Origin of the sequence: Bacteroides sp. Phil13 (genome assembly GCF_001940965.1) — a bacterium.
Lineage (GTDB): Bacteria > Bacteroidota > Bacteroidia > Bacteroidales > Bacteroidaceae > Bacteroides > Bacteroides intestinalis.
The window spans coordinates 67,853-79,482 of record NZ_MSHA01000015.1; the positions used below are offsets into that span (position 1 = coordinate 67,853).

Sequence of the window (11,630 nt, forward strand, 5' to 3'; positions counted from 1 at the left end):
TACTTATATGGAACATAATACATTTGGGAGGATTCAATTACTCGCATATGCAAACAGAAGCAATAGCCGGAAAAACAAGACAGACAAACAACCATTCTGACAGATAACGGACAATATACTATAATTTAGCGCATTATAGTAAAATGAATAGATTTCTGTTTCTAGCACTCATTTGTAAAGGAACAACAAGAAGGCATATGTTATGAAAGCAACATTTAGAATCGAATTACGCAAATATTATACAACCAATGACGGCAAACAAGCTATTTGCCTGAGATACACGGCATACAGACGAACGACATTAATAAGTCTCAATATATTTATCAAACCCCAACAATGGAATAAGTCATCATGTACAGTACGTGCTTCCGAGCCCAACTGCTATTACTATAATAAAATAATCAGCGAATTTTACACAAAAGCGAATGCCATTGTAATTGAGAATTTCTTCAAGCCATTAACGGTCCCCCAATTTTTAGAAAAGATAAAAGATAAGTTTTATGGGAATACAGATTTCTATGTATTCATAGAGAATGAAATCGAGTTGTTAAAAAAGGCACGTGCTTCCGGAACCATTGAAAACTACTACAAACTTCTCAATACGATGAAAGAATGGAAACCAACCCTTTCTTTCACTGAAATAACTTTGGACTTCATTCAAAAGTTCCACAATCATGAACTGGAAGTTGGGAACCTGCTTTCAACTATATACAAGAAACATTCGAACTTCAAATTCTTAGTTGGAATTGCTGTCGACAAAGAAAAGATCGCAAAGAACCCCTATGAAAAATTTGAAATTAAAAAGAATATCAAGGCTCAAAACAATGATGTACTTACAGAAGAAGAGCTTGAAAAGCTACAAGCTGTTTACGAGAAAAAAGTGTATAGACGAGGCAAGCAAGAGGTATTAAGAGAGTTTCTTTTCAGTTGTTATACCAGCCTGTCTTATGCCGAATTCTTCAATGTCACTTATACTGATATCAAACTCATCAAAATAGATACCGGAGAATCTTTCCCTCTATTGTCCGATGAACGAACCAAAACCAACATTACCTATAAAATTCCCATAGTATCCCCTAAAGTATTTGCTTTAATAAAAAAAGGAAAATCTTTCCAAAAGATTTTTTCTCCTATATCCAATCATCTCACAAACCGCTATCTAAAAGAAATTATAAAAGATCTGCATATTGAAAAGAACATGTCTTTTCATACGGCGAGACATTACAAATTGTCTTTACCATTGAAATTTAATGACTTGCATAAATCTGTCGCGTGATAGGTAACGACTTAGAAACGAGCGAAGTTCTGTATTCTATCTTGTTTTGCATTACATCAAAAGAACGCCTTTCTGTGAGCAAAGATAATTTATTTCCAATAAAAAAACAAATCAAGTGCATACAGAAACCAATGTAAAATGACAGTATAATTATTTTGTGAAAAATTCGCTGTTACAGAATGACCTTTACATGACCTATTTCTAGTGAATGCTATAATATGAAATTTTTCTAGATTTATTTGCTAACTCTACCATCAAATCATAAACATCTCTAACATACATTTTCACATCTTCTGGAGATAAACTTCTAATATTACGATGAGATGTATGTGCATAACCGCCCCTCGATTGAGTCAAATTATCTAATGCGGAAGAAAATCTAATATCCAATGGCGCATATAATCCTAATGGAACTAATAACCTTTTGAGATATTTTAAGCCCACACCATGATTTTGGTTCATAATATACTTAGAAAAATCGCTTTTTATACTTCTTATTTGAGCTAATAAATAATCATAAATTCTTTCGTCATCATTCCAACTTTCATTATCTATTGTTTTGCTATTTCCATAAAAGTGCAACAAGCATAATGTGGAATAACTGATACGTTGTGTGTTTACAAATTTATCTTCAATTTCATTGAGTGTATATAAACATATATTTTCTACAAACTCTTCAAAAGCTGCATGAGAAAGCACACAAAAACTTCTAATATCCAATTTGTACATTTCTGGATTTTCCAAAGGATCTGTATGGATATCTATATATTTATCTTCGAGTTCCAATAAATACATTTCCAATTTGTCCAATGACTCTTTAACGTCTACCATAAATTACAAAAAAGGATTAATTGCTAAGTTTAGCCTGAAAGATTTATTTATCAATTCTTGAAATTTAGCATATCTTATTTTGTAATATTCGATATTTTTTGTTGAACTCTCAATAGAGGCTCTAAAATCAGCATCTTCTGTACAGAGTTTTTTTAAGGCAGTTATAAACGTCTCTTTACTTGAAAGGATGTTCTTATCTAAATGAAGAAAATAAAAAATCTCCACCTCAAATAGCACTTTGTTAAATCTATTAGAGAAAGCATCTTCGTCATATTTCCTACCAATAATTTTATAATCCCCAAATGTTTCTTTTAGCAAATCTATTGCAGAATTTATTTTCTCGTATTGTTCCTTTATTTTAAGATGTGTCTCTCCCCAATTTTTTGTAATATCTCCCATCTTGTCATCTAGGAATTTCTTTAAATTACCCTTGTATTCTTTAGGATACATGGTAAAAGCAAATAATCTTAGTAAATTTTCGATATCCCGAAGTCTTTTGTCAGGTTCTGATAAATTCATAACAGAATGAATTGGTTGTAGTGTGTTCGTAGTTTCAACTAAATAATCAGCAAACTCTCCCTTGTTAAGTGCCTGTCGCAATTCTTGTGTAGATAAGGATTCTGATCCGGAATTAAGTCTATAGAAGATATCATACAGAATCTGGATATCCTTAAAATTTGTTATGACAGTACAGCGTAATGAAGAATTATCAAATTCGCGTTTAGACTTCTCATCCAAATCTACATATTTCAATTTGTTAAGATCCTTCAACACTTTCAATCCTTTTAATACTGGTTTATCCCAATACTTATATTTATTATTGTCAATAAACCCTGCAAGGGTAAGCAGTCTCTGCTTACCATCTATAACTATAAATGAACGTTTCTTATTGGGATTTTCTGCTAAAACAATTTCCGGGACAGGATACCCCATTATGATTGATTCTATAAGTTTACTTCGTTTGTCATCATTCCAAGCATTTCTTCTTTGAAATTTGGGATTTAGGTCTATATTTTCGATATTGATTTGATTGAATATTGTTTCAATAGTCCAATCTCTAGCATAGACAACTACATCAGAGACATCCACTGTTTGAATATCCTCGCTATCAGACTGATTATCAGTTATAATCTCAGCCTCTATATCTCTATTCTCAATATTAACCATATATGTAATTTTAGATTTGTCCAAGCAAAGATAAGGAAATTCAGCGAATTACCGGCTATGATTGCCTGAATTTGTATTTTAATCCATATTCTTCCAGCTTGCTGTACAGCGTCGTACGTCCTATCCCGAGCAGTTCGGCGGCAACCTTGCGGTTCCCGTTCGCCTGCTTCAACGCACGTAAGACACGTTCCTTGTTTTCTGCATCGTTGCGCAGGGCGAAGCTGACGGGTGAATTAGGTTTTGTCACGACAAGTTCCAGATGCTCTTTCGTGACAAGACCCGTCTGTACCTGCAACACCGCGCCCATGATTTTCTGACGAAGTTCACGGACATTGCCCGGCCACGCATGGGTCAGCAATGTCTTGCGGGCTTCTCCGTCAAAGCCGGTGACATCGCATTCCAGTTCCCGGTTCGCAATTTCACGGAAGAACTCAGCCAGTGGTATGATGTCCTCCTGACAGTCGCGCAACGGCGGGACAGTTATCTCGAAGTCATGCAGACGATATAACAGGTCCTGCCGGAAACGCTTTTCATTGACCGCTTTCTCCAGATCCTCGTTGGTGGCGGCGATGATGCGGACATTGAAATTTTTGTCAGTTCTGTCACCTATCGGGCGGTATCTCCGTTCCTGTATGGCACGCAGTAGCATCTGTTGGGTTTCCGGTGCGAGGTTTCCCACCTCGTCCAAGAACAGCGTTCCGCCTTCGGCTTCATGGAAATAGCCTTTCTTGCTGCTGTCCGCACCCGTGAACGCCCCTCTGACGTGTCCGAAGAAAGCCGACGGCGCAAGTTCTTTGGTGAGCGAACCGCAGTCCACAGCCACAAACGGCTTTCCTGCCCGCTTGCTCTTGTCGTGCAGCAGGTGGGCGATATGTTCCTTGCCCGTGCCGTTCTCCCCGAAAATCAGCACGCTCATGTCGGTTGGGGCTACCAGCCTTATCCGCTTCATGATGGCTTGGAACGCCGAGCCGTCACGTGAGAACACAGGCATACGGCTTCGTCCGATATTCCGTTCTTTTAATATGGTACGGAGCAGAGGGACGAGCTTGTCCTCCACAAGCTGCTTGGGTATGTAGTCCAGCGAGCCGAGTTTCATGCTTTCAACCGCCGTATGCACTTCGGCATAGTCGGTCATGATGACAAGGGGCTGCATCCTGCCCTCCTTGCGCATCCAGCGCAACAGGTCGATACCGTTGCCGTCGGGCAGGCGCAGGTCAGAAACCACGATGTCCCCGTCTGCGGCTTGTTGCAGATATTTCTTTGCGGTTGAGAGGTGGAAAGCCTGTACGGTGCGGAATCCCTCCCGTGCCAGCAGGTTGCAGACGAACTCGCAATACACGATGTTGTCCTCCACCACGATGATTTTTGTCTTATCCATTATTATATTTTCTCCTTTCTTCTTTTGCCAGCAGGATTATTTCCGAACCCTTATCCAGTACGGCAGTAACAGCATTATGGATAGCCTCGTTATTTGATGTACCTTCGCTATGAAGCAATTTGTATAGTTCCCTTAACGGTTGGTCGGCACGGAGTATCTCCCATGAGCTGCGCAGGTGGTGTGTCAGGGCATCCAGCTCCTGAAGGTCTTTCCGTCGCTCCGCATTCCTGACCGACTGCATTTCCTTTTCGGTTTCCGTTATCAGTTTCTCCAGCATGACGGCTTCATTGCCGTATGACAGCAGGGAGGTGAAATCCGGCTTTTCATTCCGGTTGCCTTGCATGGCGCATTTGTCTGAAACCTCCATCAGTTCCGATATGGAGAACGGTTTGAGCAGGCAACCTGAGAAACCACGTTCCATAAGTTCCTCCTTGCTGCAATTGCCCGAAGCGGTTGTCACGACTACCGGGATAGTCTTTGAATTGCCAACGTTGGAGGTGCGCAGCAGTTCCAGCAGCTCGAAGCCGTTGATTTCCGGCATATTCAGGTCGGTAAGCAACAGGCTGTATTCTTTTTTCCTTATCATTTCCATCAGTTCCGCAGCATCGGTGCAGATGTCGCAGTGTATCCCTTCCTGAGTATACATTTCTTTCAGCATCAGGAGAAGTACCTCGTCATTGTCGATGGCAATGATATCATGGAATGCACGGTCATGATGAATCCGTGCCTGATTTATCCTTTCCGGCAGTTCCTCGGCTGTCTGCATGGGTATTTCCACCGTGAAACGGCTACCCTTGCCTTTCTCACTCTCCAGCCGGATTGTGCCGCCGAGCATTGACACGATACGCTGAACGATGGACAGTCCCAGTCCGAAGCCGTCCTTTGCGGTGGCGTTTGCCAGACGCTCAAACGCAACGAACACCCGTTGCTGTTCCTCCTCGATCATTCCCGTGCCCGTATCTTCGACGATAAGTGTCAGGACGCCGTTATTGTAGTCAGTTGTCAGAGAAACGCTACCGTTCTCCGTGAACTTGATGGCGTTCGACAGCAGGTTGTTGCCGATTTGAAGGATACGTTCCTTATCGGTCAGGACGACTGCATCCGTCTGATTGGTTATGGTCAGAGCCAGCCCCTTGTCCATGGCGATGGGCGTAAACTCCGTTTCAAGAATGTGCGTGATTGCCGAAATCCGGCAAGGAGAAATGTTCGGCTGCTCCTTGCCATTGTCCAGACGGAAGAAACTCAGCAAGGTGTTGAGCATTTCACGCATACGGTCGGAAGATTGTCGGATATTTCGAACATACACTTTGATTTTGTCCGTGTTACAATCTTTCTGCATTAACCCGGCATAGCCTGTGATTGCGGTTAAAGGTGTGCGTAACTCATGGATGATGGTATGTACCGCTTTCTTGCGGGAGGCTATCAGTGCCTCGTTTTTCTCTACCGCTTGTTGTAGCTGTTTGATTAAATTTGTCGTTTCCCGTTTGTACCGCTTGATACGGTTAGTATTTCGGTGAATTATGATATATGAAATGATTAACAGAAGAAGGACGAACCCTGTCAAGCCCCCAATCTGAATGAACGACCGTTCCCGCATGAAGACTATTTCCGCTTCTCGTTTCTGTAAGTCTGCTTGTATTTTTCCATCTATTTGAAAAATCAGTCCTTGTAGTTGCCTATTCAGTTCTGCGTTTCGTGTAGCAAGGCTATCTGCGTATTCAGACAAACGATGGTTTTGCCCTTGTTGCTCAGCTATCATATTCCGGTTAAGGGAACAGAGCATCGTGGTGGTTATGGCAGGTTTTGCTTCTTCTTTTTTACCAAAGATGCCCAAGAATCCTTTCCGTTTCGGTTTCTTAGGTTGCTCTTGGGCACTCTTCTGTACAATTACAGGTATTTGACGGTTTATCTTTTTGTTGATGGCTTGTTGTTGTTCAAGCACCTGCACTATTTGGTGCATCTGTCGTTCCTTATCTTCGAGAAGATGACGTACACTGTCAATGCGCTCTGCCGGATAGGTAACTTTGAAACGGCATAGCATACTGTCCATTGCCATACGTCGGGTATGGTAATATTCCAAATCTTCATCATCCCATTCCAGCACAGTTTCTCCTAATAGAGAAAACTCAATCAGTTGAATTTGGATAGTGTTTATGTCCTTACGCAGTTTGTCAATCTGCCAGTTATCATATTCTAATTTTTCTATATCCTGCCATTCTGAATGCCAGACATAAGCAATGCAGCCGATTAACAATGAAATCAGTAAATAGCCCGAAGCAACTATTTTTTGAATATATCTCATCATAATGCTTCTAACTTTGAGTTAGCACATGATTTTTACCCAAAACTTTATTCTGAGGATTTCGGATTACTTCTTCGTGATGGAAATAATCACTGAATAAAATGTCGTTATCACGACAGTAGGCGATGATTTCATTTTCCATTTCCGTCAGTGGCGTTTTGTCGCCTTGTATATATATCCGCTCGTATAGTAGATAGGAATCGGGATAATGTCCCTGAACATATTGCATGATAACGTTTTTATAGCCTCCGCGCAGGTTCAGGTCTTCGAACCAATATTCACTGACGAAACTACGGCTGGTTTCTATAATCGCTTTCCAGTCCGTGATACCTATGAAAATCGGTGACATGAACAGTATGGTATAGATTCCGTTCTCGTGAAGTGTCCGAAGTGTTTCCAACCGCTCCTGTACCTTACTCGCCCGATCCATGTCCCGGCGGAAATTCTCATCCAGCGTATTGACGGACAATGCCACACTCAGATGCTTCATCTTTTTGAGGAAATCCAAATCACGGAGTATCAATTTGTTTTTGGTTGCGATTTGCAGATAACAATCCACATCTACCAATTGTTCCAAGATGGAGCGAGTGATACCATATTTTACTTCATACGGGTTGTAACAATCCGTCACGGTTCCCATAAAGACATTTTTTCCAGTTATTTGAGAGCCGTTTATTGTATGTCTTGCCCGTTTGATGTCGATGAAATCGCCCCACGATTCGGAATGCCCCGTGAAGCGTTTCATAAATGACGCATAGCAATATTTGCAGGCATGGGGACAGCCCACGTAAGGGTTGATGGCAAACTGACCGATTTTGGATTTGGTCAGATAGCTTTCGACCGTTTTTTCCGCTACAATTATTTTTTCCATTACATAGTTTCAGATGATGAAGCTCTTTTGATTTCCTTCTTTGATAATATCGGTAGGGTTCACGTGTCCTATCAAGAGCGGAGATGCCGGATCGTGGAGTTTGTAGTTCTCCACTGCCAACTCCGGTTTCTTGTTGGCATAACAATATCTGCAACCGTTCAAGCACGTGTTGTATGCTCCGATGTCGCGTGTAGGCATACAACTGCATCCGATGCGGGTTCCCTTGTGTGCCATATTCTTGAATCGACAACCCAACGCGTTTCCCAGATTGGCGGTAGTCATACAACCAGAAACGGATATTCCGTATCGGCTGTAATTCTCCGATGTCCCGCAGGTTTGCAGGTGCAGCCCGTATTTCCGGGCGATTGCGCCCATTCCCTCTGCCAGCTTTTCCTTATCCCTATTGGTCAGCGGAATCAGTTCGGGCATATTGTATTCGAGCCTTTTGTACATTTCCACGAAACTGAATACGCAGAAGTTCACATACGGTGCAAGGCGTGAAGCCATGTAATCGAACATTTTCAGATGGTAATCCACGGTGTATTTTCGGGTCAGCAGTACAGGGTCGTAACGCCATGCAACGCATTTGCTTCCGACTTTTGCAGAGAGTTCGACAAGCGTGTCGATACTCTGGTCTATGTCCGGTACATTCGGTTCCACCTCTTTGCCGTATGCCGTGATAGTGTAGTGACAGAATACGTTGAAACGGTCTGTAATCCGATGAAGTTCCGGCAGAATCGGTCGGTAGTTTTTAGAACAGAACACCACACAATCCACTACCGACGGGTCGAGCGTGTATCTTGTAATGTGATTCGGGAACAGTGGGTTACGTGAATAGACAAAGCCTTCCTCGAATCGGTTCAACAGCCAATCGCTGTAATAATTGACGGTATCTGTCCGCCCTCCTGTATTTATAATCATGTCTTATGCAATATTAAATTTTTCATCTCTTCCTTTTTCTTACTCATCGTCACCAAGTAAACACCGGCAAATACCAAAGCCGCCGACAACAGTTTTTGTATCGAGAGGGTGTCCTGCCCGACAGCAATGGTGATTACGGACGCAACAATGGGCTGCACATAATTGTACATGCTGACCGTAGTGGGACGGATGTGTTTCAATGCCATCGGGATAAGCATGAACGCAACAAACGTGGCTCCAAACAGCAGATACAGAAGTGCGCACAGTTGCGTCATGTCGAAAGTTTCCCGATGGAATATGGGGACGTGCTGCACGTGTGGGAGACAGAACGGAGCGAGTGCCAATGCAGAGAACAGAAACATCCATTTCATCATCGTAACGGACGAGTAGCGTCGGGACAAAGGTTTGGACAAGACCAGATAGACGGAATACATCAACTGGTTCAGCAGCATCAGTGTATCTCCCCAAAGGCTATTAGTTCCGTTAGTGGTATGTACGGAGCTGAACACGAGCAACAGCCCTCCGCTTACACCAAGAAATACGCCGAATGATTTTTTTGCCGTAATAGGTTCTTTGAGGACGGCGGCTGCCAACAGCAACACGAAAATGGGTACTGCGGTAGCGATAATGGAGGCATCGACAGGCGAGGAACTTTTCAACCCGACGACAAACAGCCATTGGTTAATACCCACACCGCACAAGGCGCAGATGAAAAGTGTCCCCAAATCTTTCGGCAGGACTTTTTCTTTCGGCATGAAGAGAGACACGAACCAAACCATCATGCAGGCGAAAATCGCCCGCATGATGGTAATTGCTTCCGGTGGTACATCTGAGGTCAGCAGGTATTTGAATACCGGCATACTGACACCGAACAGGATGTTTGCCGACAATATCAGAATATGTCCTTTCATATTCTGGGTTACCAGAGGTTCGTATGTATCCGCTCCTCGACATCGATTTCTTTCTGTTTGGGCAGGAAGGCGTTTTCGGCGGGATACCCCATAGTCAGCAGGCAGGTGAACTCGTAGTCTTCGGGAGCACCGACAATCTCCTTGATTTTTTCCACTTCGTCGGCAACGGGAATGTGGAACACGGTTCCCAATCCTTCGGCAGTGGCGGCGAGCAGCATATTTTCCAGTGCGCACCATGCCGAGGCGAAGTAGTTGAGCGAGCTTTGCTCTTTGGGTTGGAGCAGCGGGCTTTGTTTCTGGCGGAAGAAGGGTAGAATCAGCAGCCCGCTCTGCATCAGCATACGCTGTTGTTTGGGCAGGGCATCGGCAAACATGTCCATCTTGTCCTTGTCGCCCGATTCATCCACTTCATGCACCAGATTCTTGAAGGCAGCCATATTCTTGGCAAGCGGGGCGATCACTTTTGCAATGTTCTCGCGTCCGCGCACCACGATGAACTCAAACTGGCGCAAGTGGTCGTTGGTCGGCGCCTTGAATGCCGCGGCGATTACTCTTTTGAGGATTTCATCACTCACTTCACGGTCGGAGTAGTCGCGGTATGTGCGGCGTTTCTCCAATACTTCGTATAATTCCATAACAATACGTTTTTAAGTTACATTTATTGTTTCCGGTTGCAAAGTTACTTCGTTTTATTGTTCTGAATTTGTTTTATCGTTTCATATAATTGTTGTAAATTTGCAATTGCATAAATTAAAGCAATTATTTATGGAAGATACAGCCATACCATACAAACTGCCCGAAGCGGAGAACCATTCGTTTTTTTTCATTGACCAGCGAGTGGAGCCGAGCCTCGAAGCCAAACTTCACCGACACGATGCGTGGGAATTGTATTATGTCGTTCATGGACAGGGCAACCGTATGGCAGGCGATACGTTGCAGCCGTTTGCTGCGGGCGATGTGGCATTAATACCGCCGTCGATGCTTCATCGCTGGGAATACGCAGCCGACAGTGTGGACGAGGACGGTTGTGTCCGTTATCTGATGGTGGCTTTCAGCCATTCGTTAGTGGAGCGGTGCATGGACGTATTCCCCGAATTGCGGAACAGACTGGCGGACGTGATGTTTCCGACTGATGCGCTGAAGTTCGGACCGGAGAGTTCACGGATTATCCGTAAGACACTATCTGAAATAAACGAAATGGACGAACTGGGACGTTTAAGTGCGATGTTCCGTCTGCTTCCTGTCATTTTTACCTCGTCCGACCATATATTTGCAGGAAAACCGATGCGTATCGAGAAGGACGTTCGGCGTATGCAGCAGATTTGCGCATACGTGATGAAGCACTACGTTCGTTCCATAGCATTGGATGATATAGCCGCAGAAGTTGGTATGAATCGTTCTGCATTTTGCTCTTATTTCAAGCGGTGCAAAGGGATGACTTTTTCGCAGTTCGTCACGCAATACCGTTTGAACACGGCTTGCGAGCTGCTGAAGCATTCACAAAAATCCGTGTCGGAAATATGTTATCTTGTAGGTTTCAACGACCTTCCGCATTTCGTGCGGGTCTTTACAAGTACAATTGGAATGTCGCCATCTAAATACAGGAAACAATACAAGGCTATTTAGCCATGAAAAATTAGCAAAAGAATCAGTAACGACTCGCAAAGTCGTTACTGATTGGTTTATATTTTAATTCCTTTCGGTCGGTTTTCATCCTTAAACTGAAAGCCCGGCCGTCCGATGATGACACGGTCGGCAATGAAGTACCAGACGAACTTCGCTCATTCGCCGGACTGCGAATCTGCGAGAATTATTCCCTCTGTTGTTCCCACTTGGCATACATTTCTCTCGAAAGTTCCACAATCTCCCGGCTCAATTTCACAAGGTCGATGGTATGTTTCTCCAACTTGTAGAGCAACGCCATCGCCTTCTTTTCCGAAAAGTGGATGCGCAACTCTTTAACGACCTGATTG

The 11,630-nt window shown here is 43.4% G+C and carries 11 protein-coding genes; 2 read left to right on the forward strand and 9 right to left on the reverse strand.

The features are described from left to right. The first annotated feature begins 202 nt into the window (after positions 1-202). Positions 203-1,276: a site-specific integrase gene (locus tag BWI44_RS02685; protein ID WP_286811151.1), complete on the forward strand. Its 1,074-nt coding sequence runs from the start codon at positions 203-205 to the stop codon at positions 1,274-1,276. Between the two features lie 201 nt (positions 1,277-1,477). On the opposite strand, the gene BWI44_RS02690 is transcribed toward BWI44_RS02685, so the two are convergent. The 8 genes from BWI44_RS02690 to BWI44_RS02725 are packed head-to-tail and all read right to left on the reverse strand — an operon-like array spanning position 1,478 to position 10,292. Continuing rightward, positions 1,478-2,107, reverse strand: a complete 630-nt coding sequence (locus BWI44_RS02690; RefSeq protein WP_128718160.1) for a HEPN domain-containing protein — start codon at positions 2,105-2,107, stop codon at positions 1,478-1,480. A gap of 3 nt (positions 2,108-2,110) precedes the next feature. Next, on the reverse strand, positions 2,111-3,274 hold the full coding sequence (locus BWI44_RS02695) for a GmrSD restriction endonuclease domain-containing protein (RefSeq protein ID WP_128718161.1): 1,164 nt from the start codon (positions 3,272-3,274) through the stop codon (positions 2,111-2,113). A gap of 55 nt (positions 3,275-3,329) precedes the next feature. Further along, positions 3,330-4,652 carry a sigma-54-dependent transcriptional regulator gene (locus tag BWI44_RS02700; protein WP_286811159.1) on the reverse strand — a complete coding sequence of 441 codons (1,323 nt, stop codon included), beginning with the start codon at positions 4,650-4,652 and terminating at the stop codon, positions 3,330-3,332. Further along, on the reverse strand, positions 4,645-6,954 hold the full coding sequence (locus BWI44_RS02705; RefSeq protein WP_286811189.1) for a hybrid sensor histidine kinase/response regulator: 2,310 nt from the start codon (positions 6,952-6,954) through the stop codon (positions 4,645-4,647). The genes BWI44_RS02700 and BWI44_RS02705 overlap by 8 nt, the downstream gene beginning before the upstream one ends. Positions 6,955-6,964: 10 nt before the next feature. Next, a complete protein-coding gene (locus BWI44_RS02710) occupies positions 6,965-7,825 on the reverse strand; it encodes a radical SAM protein (protein WP_195209340.1) in 861 nt (286 codons plus the stop codon). 9 nt (positions 7,826-7,834) lie between these two features. Continuing rightward, a complete protein-coding gene (locus tag BWI44_RS02715; protein ID WP_195209339.1) occupies positions 7,835-8,746 on the reverse strand; it encodes a DUF1848 domain-containing protein in 912 nt (303 codons plus the stop codon). Further along, positions 8,743-9,657 carry a DMT family transporter gene (locus BWI44_RS02720; RefSeq protein ID WP_195209338.1) on the reverse strand — a complete coding sequence of 305 codons (915 nt, stop codon included), beginning with the start codon at positions 9,655-9,657 and terminating at the stop codon, positions 8,743-8,745. The genes BWI44_RS02715 and BWI44_RS02720 overlap by 4 nt, the downstream gene beginning before the upstream one ends. Before the next feature lie 8 nt (positions 9,658-9,665). Beyond that, positions 9,666-10,292 carry a nitroreductase family protein gene (locus BWI44_RS02725; RefSeq protein ID WP_195209337.1) on the reverse strand — a complete coding sequence of 209 codons (627 nt, stop codon included), beginning with the start codon at positions 10,290-10,292 and terminating at the stop codon, positions 9,666-9,668. 130 nt (positions 10,293-10,422) lie between these two features. Here BWI44_RS02725 and BWI44_RS02730 point away from each other — a divergent pair, with 130 nt between their 5' ends. Continuing rightward, positions 10,423-11,283 carry an AraC family transcriptional regulator gene (locus BWI44_RS02730; protein ID WP_195209336.1) on the forward strand — a complete coding sequence of 287 codons (861 nt, stop codon included), beginning with the start codon at positions 10,423-10,425 and terminating at the stop codon, positions 11,281-11,283. A 184-nt stretch (positions 11,284-11,467) separates the two neighbouring features. On the opposite strand, the gene BWI44_RS02735 is transcribed toward BWI44_RS02730, so the two are convergent. Beyond that, the coding region (locus BWI44_RS02735) for a plasmid mobilization protein (protein WP_502688823.1) at positions 11,468-11,630 on the reverse strand (163 nt) is incomplete at its 5' end.

Bases quoted from the DNA above. Each gene is read 5' to 3' on its own strand.
- BWI44_RS02720 (WP_195209338.1), bottom strand. From the start codon at position 9,657: ATGAAAGGACATATTCTGATATTGTCGGCAAACATCCTGTTCGGTGTC.
- BWI44_RS02695 (WP_128718161.1), bottom strand. From the start codon at position 3,274: ATGGTTAATATTGAGAATAGAGATATAGAGGCTGAGATTATAACTGAT.
- BWI44_RS02715 (WP_195209339.1), bottom strand. From the start codon at position 8,746: ATGATTATAAATACAGGAGGGCGGACAGATACCGTCAATTATTACAGC.
- BWI44_RS02690 (WP_128718160.1), bottom strand. From the start codon at position 2,107: ATGGTAGACGTTAAAGAGTCATTGGACAAATTGGAAATGTATTTATTG.
- BWI44_RS02725 (WP_195209337.1), bottom strand. From the start codon at position 10,292: ATGGAATTATACGAAGTATTGGAGAAACGCCGCACATACCGCGACTAC.
- BWI44_RS02685 (WP_286811151.1), top strand. From the start codon at position 203: ATGAAAGCAACATTTAGAATCGAATTACGCAAATATTATACAACCAAT.
- BWI44_RS02700 (WP_286811159.1), bottom strand. From the start codon at position 4,652: ATGGATAAGACAAAAATCATCGTGGTGGAGGACAACATCGTGTATTGC.
- BWI44_RS02705 (WP_286811189.1), bottom strand. From the start codon at position 6,954: ATGAGATATATTCAAAAAATAGTTGCTTCGGGCTATTTACTGATTTCA.
- BWI44_RS02710 (WP_195209340.1), bottom strand. From the start codon at position 7,825: ATGGAAAAAATAATTGTAGCGGAAAAAACGGTCGAAAGCTATCTGACC.
- BWI44_RS02730 (WP_195209336.1), top strand. From the start codon at position 10,423: ATGGAAGATACAGCCATACCATACAAACTGCCCGAAGCGGAGAACCAT.